Here is a 15,841-nt window from a genome sequence, read left to right on the forward strand (position 1 = left end):
ACAATCCACGCAGGTGAGCCATGATTCCCAGAACCTTGTTCAGCCCGGAGCACGAACTCTTTCGCGAAAGCGTGCGCACCTTTCTTGAAAAGGAGGCGGCGCCATTCCATGGGCAATGGGAGAAGCAGGGCCATATCGACCGCAGCCTCTGGAACAAGGCGGGGGAGGCCGGGATGTTGTGTTCGCACGTGCCGGAAGAATACGGCGGGCTGGGCGCGGACTTTCTCTACAGCGCGGTGGTGATCGAAGAGATCGGCCGGCTCGGGCTCACCGGCATCGGGTTTTCCCTGCACTCAGACATTGTCGCGCCATACCTTCTGCATTACGGCAGTGAGGCGCTGAAGCAAAAGTACCTGCCCAAACTGATCTCCGGCGAGCTGGTGACAGCCATTGCCATGACCGAACCCGGGGCCGGTTCCGACCTGCAGGGGGTGAATAGCACGGCGGTGCCGGACGGTGATGACTATGTGATCAACGGCTCCAAGACCTTTATCACCAATGGCTATCTGGCCGACCTGGTGATCGTGGTCGCCAAGACTGATCCCAAGGCGGGTGCGAAGGGCATCAGCCTGTTCCTGGTGGAAGCCGATACGCCGGGCTTCGCCAAGGGCAAGCGCCTGGAGAAGGTCGGCATGAAGGCCCAGGACACCTCGGAGCTGTTCTTCCAGGATGTCCGTGTGCCCAGGGGAAACCTGCTGGGCCAGGCGGGCATGGGCTTCGCCTACTTGATGCAGGAACTGCCTCAGGAGCGTTTGACTGTGGCGATCGGCGCCATCACTTCAGCCGAAGCGGCCTTGCAATGGACGCTGGAGTACACCCGCGAGCGCAAGGCGTTCGGCAAGGCGATTGCCGACTTTCAGAACACAAGGTTTAAGCTGGCGGAGATGGCCACCGAGATTCAGATCGGCCGTGTGTTCGTGGATAAATGCCTGGCACTGCACCTGGAAGGCAAGCTGGATGTGCCCACTGCGGCAATGGCCAAGTATTGGGCCACGGACCTGCAATGCAAGGTGCTCGATGAGTGCGTGCAGCTGCACGGCGGCTACGGGTTCATGTGGGAGTACCCGATTGCCCGGGCGTGGGCGGATGCGCGGGTGCAGCGGATTTATGCGGGGACCAATGAGATCATGAAGGAGATCATTGCGCGGGCACTTTGATTGTGTGGTGTGGCTGAGGGCCTCATCGGGGGCAAGCCCTCACCCACATTTTGATCTGTGAACAGGGTCAGGTGTGTGGGGGGGCAAGCTCCCTCCCACACATTTTGATCTGTGAACAGGGTCAAGTGTGGGAGGGGGCTTGCCCCCGATGGCGGCCTGAAGATCAATCAGGGCGCCGGATTCGGATGATCCTTCTGAATCGCCTCAATCCCCTCCAGCACTTCCTTGGACAGTTTCAAATCGGCACTGGCAATGTTGCTATCCAACTGCTCAAGGCTCGTTGCACCGATAATATTGCTGGTCACAAACGGCTGTTGCGTCACAAACGCCAACGCCATCTGCGCCGGGTCCAGGCCATGTTCCCGCGCCAATGCCACATAACGGCTGCACGCCGCTTCCGACTGCGGATTGAAATACCGACTGAAACGGCTGTACTCCGTCAGGCGCGCCTTGGCCGGACGCGCGCCGCCCTCGTACTTGCCGCTGAGCATGCCGAACGCCAGGGGCGAGTAGGCCAGCAAGCCGCATTGTTCGCGAATCGCGATTTCCGCCAGGCCCACTTCAAAGCTGCGGTTGAGCAGGTTGTAGGGGTTCTGGATCGACACCGCACGGCTCCAGCCGCGGGCTTCGGCCAGGGCAAGGAATTTCATGGTGCCCCACGGCGTTTCGTTGGACAGGCCGATGTGGCGGATCTTGCCGGCCTTGACCTGCTCATCCAGCGCTTCGAGGGTTTCCTCCAGCGGGGTGAGGTCGTCTTCGTCCTTGTGCTTGTAGCTCAATTGACCGAAGAAGTTGGTGCTGCGCTCCGGCCAGTGCAGTTGGTAGAGGTCGATCCAGTCGGTCTGCAGGCGTTTGAGGCTGGCGTCGAGCGCCTCGACAATGTGCTTGCGGTTATGGCGCAGGTGGCCGTCGCGGATGTAATCGATGGTGTTGCCGGGGCCGGCGATCTTGCTGGCGAGGATCCAGTCGGCGCGGTCGCCACGGCTCTTGAAGTAATTGCCGATATAACGCTCGGTCGTGGCATAGGTATCGGCCCTGGGCGGTACCGGGTACATTTCCGCCGTATCGAGGAAGTTGATGCCCGCCGCTTTGGCCCGTTCGATCTGGGCGAAGGCCTCTGCCTCGCTGTTCTGCTCACCCCAGGTCATGGTGCCCAGGGCGATCGCGCTTACGTTCAGATCAGTCCGGCCCAGCTGTCGATAATCCATCGGGTACTCCTTCAGGGGAAAACAATCATAAAAGCAGGTTGAATTTTTTTTCGCAATCTGCATAATTGCCCACCTCTTTCTGCAGTGGAAGTGATGCGCCGCCTGCCGAAGAATCTTGCCGTTGAACGGACGCGCTGACCCGAGCCCCCGATAGCGTCTGTATCCGGCTGCCTTTGACCTTGTCAAAGTACGCACTATTCAGTAAGATCCGCCGTCTAATTTACAGGGCGGCCCCTGAGGCTATTAAAGAATGACAACTTTTACTGCAAAACCGGAAACAGTTCAGCGCGACTGGTTTGTCGTCGACGCCGCTGGTCAGACCCTGGGTCGTCTGGCCACTGAAGTCGCCAGCCGTCTGCGTGGCAAGCACAAGCCTGAATACACCCCGCACGTTGATACCGGTGACTACATTGTCATCATCAACGCTGAGCAGGTACGTGTTACCGGCAACAAAGCGCAAGACAAAATGTACTACCGTCACTCCGGTTTCCCAGGCGGTATCAAGTCTTCCAACTTTGAAGGCCTGATCTCCAAGAAGCCTGAAGCCCCGATCGAAATCGCGGTCAAAGGCATGCTGCCTAAGGGCCCACTGGGTCGCGATATGTTTCGCAAGCTGAAAGTCTATGCGGGCGCTGTACACCCTCATGCTGCTCAGCAGCCCCAAGAACTGAAGTTTTAACGGAATAGTTCATTATGTCGGCGACTCAAAATTACGGCACTGGCCGTCGCAAAACCGCAACCGCACGCGTTTTCCTGCGTCCGGGCACTGGTAACATCTCGATCAACAACCGCTCCCTGGACAACTTCTTCGGCCGCGAAACTGCCCGCATGGTAGTTCGTCAGCCGCTGGAATTGACCGAGACCGTTGAAAAGTTCGACATCTACGTCACCGTTATCGGTGGCGGTGTAAGTGGTCAAGCTGGCGCAATCCGCCACGGTATCACTCGCGCTCTGATGCAGTACGACGAAACCCTGCGTGGCGCTCTGCGCAAAGCTGGCTTCGTAACTCGCGATGCTCGTGAAGTTGAACGTAAGAAAGTCGGTCTGCGTAAAGCGCGTAAGCGTCCGCAGTACTCGAAGCGTTAATTCGCTTTACGTTCCACAAAAACGCCCAGCCTCCTCACGGAGCTGGGCGTTTTTTATTGCCTGGGATTTATGCAGATTTTTCGCCGTGACAACTTGCCACATCCGTAGACCCCCTATACTACAAGGCCTGGGGGTGGAGCTCCGGGTAATTCCCTTGTCATACGTGGGGCTTTTCATTACCATCCGTCAAAATTTTTATAAGTAAAGATTCAACACTTAGTAGACGCCTGATTTAACAGGCCAAAAAGCTGATGGGAGAGGACTGAATGAGCAATGACGGCGTGAATGCAGGCCGGCGTCGCTTCCTCGTAGCAGCCACATCCGTGGTGGGTGCTGCAGGAGCGGTGGGGGCTGCGGTCCCGTTCGTGGGGTCATGGTTTCCCAGTGCCAAGGCGAAAGCCGCAGGTGCACCGGTGAAGGTGAATGTCAGCAAGATCGAGCCAGGGCAGCAGATGATTGCTGAATGGCGCGGCCAGCCGGTCTTCATTGTTCGTCGTACCGAGGAAATCCTGGGGAATCTCAAGAAGATTGAAGGCCAGTTGTCTGACCCCCAATCCGAGAAATCCGACCAGCCCGCCTACGCCAAGAACGAAGCACGTTCGATCAAGCCGGAGATCCTGCTGCTGGTGGGTTTGTGTACCCACCTGGGTTGCTCGCCTACGTTTCGCCCGGAAGTCGCACCCGCTGACTTGGGCAAGGACTGGGTTGGCGGTTACTTCTGCCCCTGCCACGGTTCCCATTACGACCTCGCCGGCCGTGTCTACAAGTCCCAGCCTGCACCCTTGAACCTGCCGGTTCCTCCGCACACCTACGAAACTGACGACCTTATTGTCATTGGCCTCGATAAGGAGAACGCGTGATGAGCAAGTTCATGGATTGGGTGGACGCGCGCTTCCCCGCCACCAAAATGTGGGAAGACCATCTCAGCAAATATTACGCGCCAAAAAACTTCAACTTCTTCTACTTCTTCGGCTCCCTGGCACTGCTGGTGCTGGTCAACCAGATCGTCACCGGTGTCTGGCTGACGATGAGCTATACGCCTTCGGCGGAAGAGGCGTTTGCCTCTGTCGAGTACATCATGCGTGACGTCGAGTACGGCTCGATCCTGCGCCTGCTGCACTCTACCGGCGCATCGGCGTTCTTTATCGTCGTCTACCTGCACATGTTCCGTGGCCTGCTCTACGGTTCGTACCAGAAACCCCGCGAGCTGGTGTGGGTGTTCGGCATGCTGATCTACCTGGCGCTGATGGCCGAAGCCTTCATGGGCTACCTGTTGCCATGGGGCCAGATGTCGTACTGGGGCGCCCAGGTGATCATCTCGCTGTTCGGTGCCATCCCGGTGATTGGCAACGACCTGACCCAGTGGATTCGCGGCGACTACCTGATCTCGGGCATCACCCTGAACCGCTTCTTCGCCTTGCACGTGGTGGCCTTGCCGATCGTGATCCTGGGCCTGGTGGTATTGCACATCCTGGCGCTGCATGAAGTCGGCTCCAACAACCCGGATGGCGTGGATATCAAGAAGCACAAGGACGAGAACGGCATCCCGCTGGACGGCATTCCATTCCACCCGTACTACACCGTAAAAGACATTGTCGGCGTGGTCGTGTTCCTGTTCGTATTCTGTTCGATCGTGTTCTTTTTCCCGGAGATGGGCGGGTATTTCCTGGAGAAGCCCAACTTCGAACAGGCCAACGCATTCAAGACTCCTGAGCATATTGCCCCGGTCTGGTACTTCACGCCGTTCTACGCCATCTTGCGTGCGATTCCCGACAAACTCATGGGCGTCATCGCCATGGGCGCGGCGATTGCGGTGCTGTTCGTGCTGCCGTGGCTCGACCGCAGCCCGGTCAAGTCGATGCGCTACAAAGGTTGGCTGAGCAAGATCTGGCTGTGGGTGTTCTGCATTTCGTTCGTGATCCTGGGTGTGCTGGGCGTACTGGCGCCGACCCCTGAGCGCACGTTGCTGTCGCAGGTCTGCACCTTCCTGTACTTCGCCTACTTCATTCTGATGCCGTTCTACACCCGGCTCGAGAAGACCAAACCGGTTCCGGAAAGGGTGACTGGCTGATGAAAAAATTATTCGTTGCATTAGTGCTTGCGGCACTGCCGCTCCTGTCTCTGGCCGCCGAGCATGGCGCGCAGCTGGAAAAGGTCGACATCGACGTCTCCGATAAGGCCGCTCTGCAGGACGGTGCGCGCACGTTCGCCAACTACTGCATGGGCTGCCACAGCGCCAAGTTTCAGCGCTACGAACGGGTGGCCGACGACCTGGGCATCCCCCATGAGCTGATGCTGGAAAAGCTGGTGTTCACGGGGGCCAAGATCGGCGACCACATGAACATCGGCATGAAGCCAGCGGACGCCAAGGCCTGGTTCGGTGCGGCACCGCCGGACCTGACCCTGGTGGCGCGGGTGCGAGGCACCGACTGGCTCTACGGCTACCTCAAATCCTTCTACGAAGACCCGGCCCGCCCGTGGGGCGTGAACAACAAAGTGTTCCCGAACGTCGGCATGCCTAACGTTCTGGTCGGCCTGCAGGGTCGCCAGGTGGTAGGATGCAAGCAGGTTCAGGTCGTTGAAGACGGCAAGAAGCAATATGATCCGTTGACCGGCACGCCGCTGACCCATGAAGCGTGTGATCAACTGACCATCGTGCCCAAGACCGGTACGCTGAACGAAGAGCAGTTCGACGAGAAGGTCAAGAACCTGGTGACCTTCCTGGCCTACTCGGCCAACCCGGTCAAACTGCAGCACCAGCGCATCGGTACGTACGTCTTGCTGTACCTGGCTTTCTTCTTCGTATTCGCCTATCTGCTCAAACGCGAGTACTGGAAGGATGTGCATTGATCCAACCGTAAGCAATTGCTGTTAATCTTGCGCGCCCAGCGGCATCTCTGAACACGTAGCGCCGGTTTCACCGGACGTTACAGAGATGCTCTCTGGGCGCGCTCGTTTTTGAGCTTTCGATAATTTCAACAAGCGAGGAGGACCGCCATGGGCGTGACCAACCGGTTGGCCTGTTACTCCGACCCCGCCGACCACTATTCCCACCGAGTACGCATCGTGCTCGCAGAGAAGGGTGTCAGCGCCGAGATCATCAGTGTGGAAGCGGGCCGTCAGCCGCCGAAGCTGATCGAAGTGAACCCTTACGGCAGCTTGCCCACCCTGGTTGATCGTGACCTGGCGTTGTGGGAGTCAACCGTGGTGATGGAATACCTGGATGAGCGTTACCCGCATCCGCCTTTGCTGCCGGTGTACCCGGTGGCACGTGCCAACAGCCGCCTGCTGATCCATCGGATCCAGCGTGACTGGTGCGGGCTGGTGGATGTGATTCTCGATACCCGCAGTAAAGAGGCCGCGCGCGTACAGGCACGTAAGGAATTGCGCGAAAGCCTGACCGGCGTTTCGCCGTTGTTCGCCGATAAACCTTTTTTCCTCAGTGAGGAACAAAGTTTGGTCGATTGCTGCCTATTACCCATACTCTGGCGCTTGCCGATTCTGGGCATTGAACTGCCACGGCCGGCCAAGCCGTTGCTTGATTACATGGAGCGCCAATTTGCGCGTGAGGCTTTCCAGGCGAGTCTGTCTGGCGTCGAACGCGATATGCGCTAAGGCTTAAGGAGCCGCTGATGAACTCCAGTCGACCTTATTTGGTCCGCGCGCTCTATGAGTGGATTGTGGACAATGATTGCACCCCGCACATGCTGGTCAACTCCGAATTTCCTGCGGTGCAGGTTCCGCAGGGTTTTGCCAGTGACGGACAGATTGTATTGAACGTATCGCCCAGTGCCGTGCGCCACCTGCACATGGACAACGAGGCGGTCAGTTTCGAAGGGCGTTTTGGCGGCGTGCCGCATACGCTGTTCGTGCCGATCGGCGCCATCCTTGGGATTTATGCCCGTGAAAACGGCCAAGGCATGGTGTTTGATCTGGAGTCGCCTTTCGAGGACGACGAAACGATCGAAGGGCAAGACGGCGATGATGTACCGCCACCGGATAACGAGCCACCGCGCCCCACTGGCCGGCCGAGCTTGAAAGTGGTGAAGTAAGCGGCTGCTGCCTTCGGGCGAGCCTGAAAAATGCCTCGGCGGTTGCCGGGGCATTTTTTTGCCTGCCGCACAGGCATGAAAGTCGCGACAGGAACGGTGATCGTACAACCGCCATGGGCTATGATGCGTCTTCAGTTCACCGAGAAAGATGACTCATCATGGAAAACGCCAACGCCGTCCCACGTCTTCCCCGCAAGCGTCGCAGCCTTGCCCAGGAATTGGTCACGGTGTTGTCCGAGCAGATCCGCGACGGCCAGCTCAAGCGTGGCGACAAGCTGCCCACCGAGTCGGCGATCATGGAGGCCCATGGCGTCAGCCGTACCGTAGTGCGCGAAGCAATTTCGCGCTTGCAGGCGGCGGGGCAAGTAGAGACGCGGCACGGTATCGGTACGTTCGTATTGGACACGCCAAGCCCGAGCGGTTTTCGCATCGACCCGGCCACCGTGGTAACGCTGCGCGATGTGTTGGCGATTCTCGAACTGCGCATCAGCCTGGAAGTGGAGTCCGCAGGCCTGGCTGCCTTGCGCCGCAGCGACGAGCAACTGGCGGCGATGCGTGCCGCCCTCGATGCGTTGAATGAAAGCGCGGCCCATGCAGGTGATGCGGTGGCGTCAGACTTCGCGTTCCACCTGGAAATTGCGCTGTCCACCGGCAACCGCTACTTCACTGACATCATGACCCATCTGGGCACCAGCATCATTCCGCGTACCCGCCTGAATTCGGCGCGCCTGGCCCATGATGACCAGCAGCACTACATGGGGCGCCTGAGTCGTGAGCATGAAGAGATTTACGAGGCGATCGCGCGTCAGGATTCGGACGCGGCGCGGGCGGCCATGCGGTTGCATTTGACCAATAGTCGGGAGAGGCTGCGCCATGCCCATGAAGAGGCGGAGGCGCAGCGGGGGTAATTCTGGTAACAGCGATTAACTCGTTCAGGCGAAGGTGAAGTCGATTTGCACAACGTCGCCGCCGATGATTACGAAGTTTTTGGCTATGACCTCCTGAGCCGGATCACCCTCAAGTTCAATGGTATCTCCGATGTTGGGCAGAAGGGCGACGTCAAAGTCATGAGTGGCAGCTTTGGATTTGTTGGAGCGGGATTTGAAGGTGCACTTTTTAGTAGCCATGATAAGCCTCATTAATTTCAGGATGAGTTGCGACCTCCGAGGTGACTGCATTGCTTGTTGCTGCTGAGAGAGCCCCGGCGGTCTAATGCAAACTAACGGCCGTTGGCTCACTGCGATACTGTCAGAATTAACAGTGTCGACGAACGGGCCCATGCATGCGATTGCATGCATGGGCTACGGTTATCTCAAGACTGCGGGTTATTCGGCTTGTAATCCTTGAGCAACAAATACGTACTCCACCCCCACCAATCCTTCGTCCACCGCTTGTCGTTCAGGTCATTCACATCTTTACGGCGCAGTACCTTGTCCCCTTCCATCTTGAACAACGGCGAGAAGTTATTGGCCGGGTTCTGCACAGCGTTCAGATCCGGAACAGACAACGGCGCCTTGAAGCTGGCCGGAGCGGGCGCGACACCGCTGATGAACGTCTCGAAAATTTCATCCGCCGAAGCCTGCACCGCACGTTTGACCTGCACCCGATTGTCCGCATCAACAGCGTCGAAATAGCGTTTATCCCCAAACGCGTGCCACTGATCCCCCACGGCATTACGCACCTTGAGGCCGAACTTGCTGTCTTCGTCATGCATGAAGCGGCTGATCAGCGATCCCAGCTCTCCAGGCGTGACCACCGCCGCCAGTTGCTTGCGTGGGACGCGCAGGTGGCCGGCGGAAAACAGGTCGGTGAGGAAGTGGTCGGCAAAGCCGTTCATGGCGTACGCCAATTCCAACGCCTGGTCGGTGCCGCTCTGATGCGCAACCACTGCTTGTTGCAGTGCCGCCGTATGCCCGGCCAGGTAGGCCGACAATGCCCATTCGCCAAAATGGTCGGCATTGTCCGCCGCCAGTTTCAGGTAGCGTCCCAGTGGGATCAGGGCAGAGATGGCGCTGCCGCCACCGGTGATACGGTTCCACTCCTCGGACAACATATCACCCAGGGCGTCATAGGCTTCATGGGGTTGCTTGCCGTCCTTTATCGCCTGTTTTACCGCGCTGATCTCTTTTTGCATCACCGCCAGGATCTTGCCGGCTTCTTCCCGCGAAGCAGGCAGGACTGCCAGTGAATTAAAGGCTGCGATGAAGCGTTGTGCACGGTCGGCAGGGGAGGCGCCATCGCTGATAGGTTGGCCGGGAATCCCATAGAAGTCGCCACCCAGGGCAATCACTTGGCCATAGGTCAGCGCCAGTCCGTTAGGCAAATGCAGCTGCACTTCGCGTGCAGGCATCGCTGCGGCGTCCTTGGCAAAACGCAACAGCGTATCGTCGCCGATGGCGCCGTGTTCTGCGCCTTCGAAGCGCAGGGTAGGGGGCTTTTGTGCCGGTGCGGCGTATTCAAGACCTGACATGTTAGCTCCTTGCTATGTCGTAGGAATCTTCCTTTTTGCTGTATGTATACACAGCAAAAAAAATCATAGGCGGGAAATCTCCTACGTCAAGAAACCTGTCCCAACGGCGAGCGTGAGATGAGCGCTGATGAATTGCAGTTGACGAATCTATTTATAGTTGTACGATGACGTACGACATCATTTAAACCAACAACAACGCTTTCCTCAGAAAGTCTTCGCCCAGGGTGTTCGAATAATGAATCCACAAGAACTGAAGTCCATCCTCTCCCACGGTCTGCTGTCCTTTCCGGTGACCGATTTCAATGCCCAGGGTGACTTTCACCAGGCGGGCTATATCAAGCGCCTGGAATGGCTGGCCCCGTACGGCGCCACTGCGCTGTTCGCCGCAGGCGGCACCGGTGAGTTTTTCTCCCTGGCCGCCAGCGAATATTCCCAAGTGGTGAAGACCGCTGTTGATACCTGCGCCACCAGCGTGCCGATTCTTGCCGGTGTCGGTGGCGCGACCCGCCAAGCCATCGAGTACGCTCAAGAAGCCGAGCGCCTGGGCGCCAAGGGCTTGCTGTTGTTGCCGCACTACCTGACTGAAGCCAGCCAGGACGGGGTTGCCGCCCACGTTGAAGCAGTGTGCAAGTCGGTCAAGATCGGCGTGGTGGTGTACAACCGCAACGTGTGTCGGCTGACCGCGCCGCTGCTGGAACGCCTGGCCGAGCGCTGCCCGAACCTGATCGGCTACAAGGATGGCCTGGGTGACATCGAGTTGATGGTGTCGATCCGCCGTCGTCTCGGCGATCGTTTCAGCTACCTCGGCGGCCTGCCGACTGCAGAGGTTTACGCTGCTGCCTACAAGGCCCTGGGCGTGCCGGTGTACTCCTCGGCGGTGTTCAACTTCATTCCCAAAACCGCAATGGATTTCTACCACGCGATTGCCAAGGATGATCACGCCACCGTCTCCAAGATCATCGACGATTTCTTCCTGCCTTATCTCGACATCCGTAACCGCAAGGCCGGTTATGCCGTGAGCATCGTCAAGGCCGGTGCGAAAATCGCCGGCTACGACGCAGGCCCAGTGCGCACGCCGCTGACCGATCTGCTGCCGGAAGAATACGAAGCCCTGGCCGCGCTGATCGACAAGCAAGGCGCGCAATAACTTATCAACAAGGCCGCTGAGAGATCAGCGGCCTTTTGCGTCAGGAGAAGATTCGTGTCCCAAGCAAAGCGTTTTGACAACTACATCAATGGTGAATGGGTAACCAGCGCCGACTACTGCACCAATATCAACCCGTCGGATCTTTCCGATGTGATCGGCGAATACGCCAAGGCTGACGTCGCCCAGGTCAACGCCGCTATCGATGCCGCCCGCGCCGCGTTTCCGGCCTGGTCCACCTCGGGTATCCAGGCGCGCCACGACGCGCTGGATAAAGTCGGCAGCGAAATCCTCGCCCGCCGCGAAGAGCTGGGCACGCTGCTGGCCAGGGAAGAGGGCAAGACCCTGCCCGAAGCCATCGGCGAAGTGACCCGCGCCGGTAACATCTTTAAATTCTTCGCCGGTGAATGCCTGCGCCTGTCTGGCGACTATGTGCCGTCGGTGCGCCCCGGCGTCAACGTTGAAGTCACCCGCGAAGCCCTTGGCGTGGTCGGCTTGATCACGCCGTGGAACTTCCCGATCGCCATCCCGGCCTGGAAAATCGCCCCGGCCCTGGCCTACGGCAACTGCGTGGTGATCAAGCCGGCCGAGCTGGTACCCGGCTGTGCCTGGGCACTGGCCGACATCATTTCCCGCGCCGGCTTCCCGGCCGGTGTGTTCAACCTGGTGATGGGCAGCGGCCGCGTGGTGGGCGATGTGCTGGTCAACAGCCCGAAGGTTGATGGCATCAGCTTTACCGGTTCCGTCGGTGTGGGCCGTCAGATCGCCGTCAGTTGCGTAGCGCGCCAGGCCAAGGTGCAGTTGGAAATGGGTGGCAAGAACCCGCAGATCATTCTCGACGACGCCGACCTCAAGCAGGCCGTCGAGCTGTCGGTGCAGAGCGCGTTCTACTCGACCGGCCAGCGTTGTACCGCTTCCAGCCGCCTGATCGTCACCGCCGGCATCCATGACCAGTTCGTCGCGGCCATGGCCGAGCGCATGAAGTCGATCAAGGTCGGCCACGCGCTCCACAGCGGTACCGACATTGGCCCGGTGGTTTCCCAGGCTCAGTTGGATCAGGACATGAAGTACATCGACATCGGCCAGAGCGAAGGCGCGCGGCTGGTCAGCGGCGGCGGCTTGGTGACCTGCGACACCGAAGGCTACTACCTGGCGCCGACGCTGTTTGCCGACAGCGAAGCGGCCATGCGCATCAGCCGTGAAGAGATTTTCGGCCCGGTGGCCAACGTGGTGCGGGTGGCCGACTACGAGGCGGCGCTGGCCATGGCCAACGACACCGAGTTCGGTCTCTCGGCAGGTATCGCTACCACGTCGCTGAAATATGCCAACCACTTCAAGCGCCATTCCCAGGCCGGGATGGTGATGGTCAACCTGCCGACAGCCGGGGTGGACTATCACGTTCCGTTCGGTGGCCGTAAGGGGTCGTCCTACGGTTCGCGTGAGCAGGGTCGCTATGCGCAAGAGTTCTACACCGTCGTAAAAACCAGCTATATCGGTTCGTAGCACCCGTTCACTGTAGGAGCGAGCTTGCTCGCGAAAAACGTCAACGATTACGGGGCATTCAGGATGCTCGCGGTGCCTGTGAGTTTTTCGCGAGCGAGCTCGCTCCTACAGGGGCTGCACCAGTAAGACATAACCATTACCCGCAAAAAAAATAATTAGTGGGAGTACTTCTACATGCAAGCGACCAAGCCGACTCACGTCCGCTATTTGATCCTGCTCATGCTGTTTCTGGTGACCACGATCAATTACGCCGACCGTGCAACTATCGCCATCGCCGGTTCCAGCCTGCAAAAAGACCTCGGCATCGACGCGGTCACCCTCGGCTACATCTTCTCTGCATTCGGTTGGGCCTATGTTGCCGGGCAAATCCCCGGTGGCTGGCTGCTCGACCGGTTCGGTTCGAAAAAAGTCTACGCCCTGAGCATCTTTACCTGGTCACTGTTCACCGTGCTGCAAGGCTACGTCGGTGAGTTCGGTGTCTCGACCGCCGTGGTTGCGCTGTTCATGCTGCGCTTTATGGTGGGCCTGGCCGAAGCGCCATCCTTCCCCGGCAACGCACGGATTGTGGCGGCCTGGTTCCCCACGGCCGAGCGCGGTACGGCGTCGGCGATTTTCAACTCGGCGCAGTACTTCGCTACCTTGTTGTTCGCACCGCTGATGGGCTGGATCGTTTATCGCTTCGGCTGGCAGCATGTGTTTATCGTGATGGGCGTGATTGGCATTGTGTTCTCGCTGATCTGGCTGAAAGTTATCCACAGTCCGCGCCAGCACCCGATGATCAACGAAGCGGAGCTCAATCATATTGCCGCCAATGGCGCCATGGTGGATATGGACCAGGACAAGGGTCAGGGCAAGAAAACCGATGGACCGAAGTGGGATTACATCCGCCAGTTGCTGACCAACCGCATGATGCTGGGTGTGTACCTGGGCCAATACTGCATCAACGGCATCACCTACTTCTTCCTGACCTGGTTCCCCGTGTACCTGGTGCAGGACCGTGGCATGACCATCCTCAAGGCCGGTTTCATTGCCTCGCTGCCGGCGATCTGCGGCTTTATCGGCGGCGTGCTGGGCGGGGTGATTTCCGATTATCTGCTGCGCAAGGGCCATTCCCTGACGTTCGCCCGCAAGGCGCCGATCATTGCCGGGCTGCTGGTGTCCAGCAGCATCATCGCGTGCAACTATGTCGATGTTGAGTGGATGGTGGTGGGCTTCATGGCGCTGGCCTTCTTCGGCAAGGGTGTTGGCGCACTGGGCTGGGCGGTGGTGTCCGACTCCTCGCCGAAACAAATCGCCGGCCTCAGTGGTGGCTTGTTCAATACCTTCGGTAACCTGGCCTCCATCACCACGCCGATTGTCATCGGCTACATCATCAGCACCACCGGCTCGTTCAAATGGGCCCTGGTGTTCGTCGGCGCCAACGCGCTGGTGGCGGTGTTCAGCTACCTGGTGATTGTCGGCCCGATCAAGCGCGTGGTGCTCAAGGACCCGCCAAGCAAAGGCCCTGAGTTGACCCACCTTTCCCAAGCGCATTCCTGAGGTTCATGTGATGCAGTTGATTGAACATGCCGACTCGCCGCGCTCGATTCGCCTGCACGAGCGCGACAATGTGGTGATCGTGGTGAACGACCAGGGCGTGCCGGCCGGGACCGAGTTCCCGGACGGCCTGGTCACCGTGGACTTCATCCCGCAGAGCCACAAAGTGACCCTGGAAGATATCCCCGAAGGCGGCCGGATCATTCGCTACGGCCAGACGATCGGCTATGCCCTGGCGCCGATCCCGCGTGGCAGCTGGGTGCAGGAAGACCAGTTGCGCATGCCCACCGCGCCGCCGCTGGACAGCCTGCCGCTGTCCACCGACGTACCTGAAACCCAGGCGCCGCTGGAGGGGTTCACCTTCGAGGGCTATCGCAACGCCGATGGCACCGTGGGCACGCGCAATATCCTGGGCATTACCACCACCGTGCAGTGCGTGACCGGCGTGCTGGACCATGCCGTCCAGCGCATCAAGGATGAATTGCTGCCCAGGTACCCGCATGTCGATGATGTGGTGGCGCTGACCCACAGCTACGGCTGCGGAGTGGCGATCACGGCCACGGATGCCTACATTCCGATCCGTACCGTGCGCAACCTGGCGCGCAACCCGAACCTGGGCGGCGAAGCCCTGGTGATCAGCCTGGGCTGCGAGAAGTTGCAGGCCGGGCAAGTGATGCACGACAACGACAGCTCCGTCGACCTGAGCGAGCCCTGGCTGTACCGGTTGCAGGATTCCAGCCACGGCTTTACCGAGATGATCGAGCAGATCATGGCGCTGGCCGAAGTCCGCTTGAAAAAGCTCGACCAGCGCCGCCGCGAAACGGTGCCGGCGTCCGAGCTGATCCTGGGCATGCAATGCGGCGGCAGTGATGCGTTTTCAGGCATCACCGCCAACCCGGCGCTGGGTTATGCATCCGACCTGCTGCTGCGGGCCGGGGCGACGGTGATGTTTTCGGAAGTCACCGAAGTCCGCGATGCCATCTACCTGCTGACTTCTCGCGCAGAGACGAAGGAAGTTGCCGAGGAGTTGGTGCGTGAAATGGACTGGTACGACCGTTACCTGGCCAAGGGCGAGGCGGATCGCAGCGCCAATACCACGCCGGGCAACAAGAAGGGCGGGCTGTCGAATATCGTCGAAAAGTCCCTGGGCTCCATCGTCAAGTCCGGCAGCAGCGCGATCAACGGCGTGCTCGGCCCAGGCGAGCGCTTCAAGACCAAGGGCCTGATTTTTTGCGCAACCCCGGCCAGTGATTTTGTATGCGGCACCTTGCAACTGGCGGCGGGGATGAACCTGCATGTGTTCACCACCGGACGAGGCACGCCTTACGGGCTGGCGATGGCGCCGGTGGTGAAGGTCTCGACCCGTACGGAGTTGGCGCAACGCTGGCCGGACCTGATCGATATCGACGCCGGGCGCATCGCCACCGGGCGCGCGAGCATCGAGGAACTGGGCTGGGAGTTGTTTCACTTCTACCTGGATGTGGCCAGCGGCAGGAAGCAGACGTGGGCGGAGCAGCACAAGTTGCATAACGACATCACGCTGTTCAACCCGGCGCCGATTACCTGAGACCGAGTCGCCTGCATCGGGGGTAAGCCCCCTCCCACGAACTCGGTCAAGTGTGGGAGGGGGCTTGCCCCCGATAGCGGTAGACCAGACGACACGGCCTCCATGGCTTATCATTAGC

16 protein-coding genes are annotated in these 15,841 nt (G+C 59.4%); 13 read left to right on the plus strand and 3 right to left on the minus strand.

Annotated elements, in window-relative coordinates:
* The first annotated feature begins 20 nt into the window (after positions 1 to 20).
* Positions 21 to 1,157, plus strand: coding sequence for an acyl-CoA dehydrogenase family protein (locus tag BOP93_RS04175; RefSeq protein ID WP_104501653.1), 1,137 nt, complete (start codon positions 21 to 23; stop codon positions 1,155 to 1,157).
* A gap of 167 nt (positions 1,158 to 1,324) precedes the next feature.
* On the opposite strand, the gene BOP93_RS04180 is transcribed toward BOP93_RS04175, so the two are convergent.
* Positions 1,325 to 2,365: an NADP(H)-dependent aldo-keto reductase gene (locus BOP93_RS04180; protein WP_104501654.1), complete on the minus strand. Its 1,041-nt coding sequence runs from the start codon at positions 2,363 to 2,365 to the stop codon at positions 1,325 to 1,327.
* A 250-nt stretch (positions 2,366 to 2,615) separates the two neighbouring features.
* Between BOP93_RS04180 and rplM the strand changes: the two genes are divergently transcribed.
* The 8 genes from rplM to BOP93_RS04220 all read left to right on the plus strand — a co-directional run bounded on the left by rplM (position 2,616) and on the right by BOP93_RS04220 (position 8,411).
* A complete protein-coding gene (rplM, locus tag BOP93_RS04185; RefSeq protein WP_003171742.1) occupies positions 2,616 to 3,044 on the plus strand; it encodes a 50S ribosomal protein L13 in 429 nt (142 codons plus the stop codon).
* 14 nt (positions 3,045 to 3,058) lie between these two features.
* On the plus strand, positions 3,059 to 3,451 hold the full coding sequence (gene rpsI, locus BOP93_RS04190) for a 30S ribosomal protein S9 (RefSeq protein WP_002555064.1): 393 nt from the start codon (positions 3,059 to 3,061) through the stop codon (positions 3,449 to 3,451).
* A 266-nt stretch (positions 3,452 to 3,717) separates the two neighbouring features.
* Positions 3,718 to 4,311 (plus strand): ubiquinol-cytochrome c reductase iron-sulfur subunit, encoded by a 594-nt coding sequence (petA, locus tag BOP93_RS04195; RefSeq protein WP_065883673.1) that lies wholly within the window; start codon positions 3,718 to 3,720, stop codon positions 4,309 to 4,311.
* Positions 4,311 to 5,522, plus strand: coding sequence for a cytochrome b (locus BOP93_RS04200; protein ID WP_003188526.1), 1,212 nt, complete (start codon positions 4,311 to 4,313; stop codon positions 5,520 to 5,522). Before petA ends, BOP93_RS04200 begins: the two co-directional genes overlap by 1 nt.
* Positions 5,522 to 6,301, plus strand: a complete 780-nt coding sequence (locus BOP93_RS04205; protein WP_104501655.1) for a cytochrome c1 — start codon at positions 5,522 to 5,524, stop codon at positions 6,299 to 6,301. Before BOP93_RS04200 ends, BOP93_RS04205 begins: the two co-directional genes overlap by 1 nt.
* 147 nt (positions 6,302 to 6,448) lie before the next feature.
* On the plus strand, positions 6,449 to 7,066 hold the full coding sequence (locus BOP93_RS04210) for a glutathione S-transferase N-terminal domain-containing protein (protein ID WP_010213164.1): 618 nt from the start codon (positions 6,449 to 6,451) through the stop codon (positions 7,064 to 7,066).
* 17 nt (positions 7,067 to 7,083) lie between these two features.
* The gene (locus BOP93_RS04215) at positions 7,084 to 7,503 is read left to right on the plus strand and encodes a ClpXP protease specificity-enhancing factor (protein WP_057724541.1); all 420 of its coding nucleotides are present in this window, start codon (positions 7,084 to 7,086) and stop codon (positions 7,501 to 7,503) included.
* Positions 7,504 to 7,661: 158 nt separating this feature from the next.
* Positions 7,662 to 8,411 (plus strand): FadR/GntR family transcriptional regulator, encoded by a 750-nt coding sequence (locus BOP93_RS04220; protein WP_065951594.1) that lies wholly within the window; start codon positions 7,662 to 7,664, stop codon positions 8,409 to 8,411.
* A 24-nt stretch (positions 8,412 to 8,435) separates the two neighbouring features.
* Here BOP93_RS04220 and BOP93_RS27265 read toward each other — a convergent pair whose 3' ends face one another.
* Both BOP93_RS27265 and BOP93_RS04230 read right to left on the minus strand, forming a co-directional pair.
* Positions 8,436 to 8,630 (minus strand): hypothetical protein, encoded by a 195-nt coding sequence (locus BOP93_RS27265; protein WP_157943442.1) that lies wholly within the window; start codon positions 8,628 to 8,630, stop codon positions 8,436 to 8,438.
* 185 nt (positions 8,631 to 8,815) lie between these two features.
* Positions 8,816 to 9,973, minus strand: coding sequence for a phospholipase (locus BOP93_RS04230; protein WP_104501657.1), 1,158 nt, complete (start codon positions 9,971 to 9,973; stop codon positions 8,816 to 8,818).
* Between the two features lie 235 nt (positions 9,974 to 10,208).
* Between BOP93_RS04230 and kdgD the strand changes: the two genes are divergently transcribed.
* The 4 genes from kdgD to garD all read left to right on the plus strand — a co-directional run bounded on the left by kdgD (position 10,209) and on the right by garD (position 15,723).
* Complete coding sequence (kdgD, locus tag BOP93_RS04235; protein WP_104501658.1) at positions 10,209 to 11,120, plus strand: 5-dehydro-4-deoxyglucarate dehydratase; 912 nt, start codon at positions 10,209 to 10,211, stop codon at positions 11,118 to 11,120.
* 54 nt (positions 11,121 to 11,174) lie between these two features.
* On the plus strand, positions 11,175 to 12,620 hold the full coding sequence (locus BOP93_RS04240) for an aldehyde dehydrogenase family protein (protein WP_104501659.1): 1,446 nt from the start codon (positions 11,175 to 11,177) through the stop codon (positions 12,618 to 12,620).
* A 174-nt stretch (positions 12,621 to 12,794) separates the two neighbouring features.
* A complete protein-coding gene (locus BOP93_RS04245; protein WP_104501660.1) occupies positions 12,795 to 14,159 on the plus strand; it encodes an MFS transporter in 1,365 nt (454 codons plus the stop codon).
* Positions 14,160 to 14,169: 10 nt separating this feature from the next.
* Positions 14,170 to 15,723 carry a galactarate dehydratase gene (gene garD / locus BOP93_RS04250; RefSeq protein ID WP_104501661.1) on the plus strand — a complete coding sequence of 518 codons (1,554 nt, stop codon included), beginning with the start codon at positions 14,170 to 14,172 and terminating at the stop codon, positions 15,721 to 15,723.
* The last annotated feature ends 118 nt before the right edge of the window (positions 15,724 to 15,841 follow it).

Origin of the sequence: Pseudomonas orientalis (assembly GCF_002934065.1) — a bacterium.
Taxonomy (GTDB): domain Bacteria; phylum Pseudomonadota; class Gammaproteobacteria; order Pseudomonadales; family Pseudomonadaceae; genus Aquipseudomonas; species Aquipseudomonas orientalis_A.

Coding starts and splice junctions, on each gene's coding strand:
- BOP93_RS04175 (WP_104501653.1), top strand. CDS start 21: ATGATTCCCAGAACCTTGTTCAGCCCGGAGCACGAACTCTTTCGCGAA.
- BOP93_RS04180 (WP_104501654.1), bottom strand. CDS start 2,365: ATGGATTATCGACAGCTGGGCCGGACTGATCTGAACGTAAGCGCGATC.
- rplM (WP_003171742.1), top strand. CDS start 2,616: ATGACAACTTTTACTGCAAAACCGGAAACAGTTCAGCGCGACTGGTTT.
- rpsI (WP_002555064.1), top strand. CDS start 3,059: ATGTCGGCGACTCAAAATTACGGCACTGGCCGTCGCAAAACCGCAACC.
- petA (WP_065883673.1), top strand. CDS start 3,718: ATGAGCAATGACGGCGTGAATGCAGGCCGGCGTCGCTTCCTCGTAGCA.
- BOP93_RS04200 (WP_003188526.1), top strand. CDS start 4,311: ATGAGCAAGTTCATGGATTGGGTGGACGCGCGCTTCCCCGCCACCAAA.
- BOP93_RS04205 (WP_104501655.1), top strand. CDS start 5,522: ATGAAAAAATTATTCGTTGCATTAGTGCTTGCGGCACTGCCGCTCCTG.
- BOP93_RS04210 (WP_010213164.1), top strand. CDS start 6,449: ATGGGCGTGACCAACCGGTTGGCCTGTTACTCCGACCCCGCCGACCAC.
- BOP93_RS04215 (WP_057724541.1), top strand. CDS start 7,084: ATGAACTCCAGTCGACCTTATTTGGTCCGCGCGCTCTATGAGTGGATT.
- BOP93_RS04220 (WP_065951594.1), top strand. CDS start 7,662: ATGGAAAACGCCAACGCCGTCCCACGTCTTCCCCGCAAGCGTCGCAGC.
- BOP93_RS27265 (WP_157943442.1), bottom strand. CDS start 8,630: ATGGCTACTAAAAAGTGCACCTTCAAATCCCGCTCCAACAAATCCAAA.
- BOP93_RS04230 (WP_104501657.1), bottom strand. CDS start 9,973: ATGTCAGGTCTTGAATACGCCGCACCGGCACAAAAGCCCCCTACCCTG.
- kdgD (WP_104501658.1), top strand. CDS start 10,209: ATGAATCCACAAGAACTGAAGTCCATCCTCTCCCACGGTCTGCTGTCC.
- BOP93_RS04245 (WP_104501660.1), top strand. CDS start 12,795: ATGCAAGCGACCAAGCCGACTCACGTCCGCTATTTGATCCTGCTCATG.
- garD (WP_104501661.1), top strand. CDS start 14,170: ATGCAGTTGATTGAACATGCCGACTCGCCGCGCTCGATTCGCCTGCAC.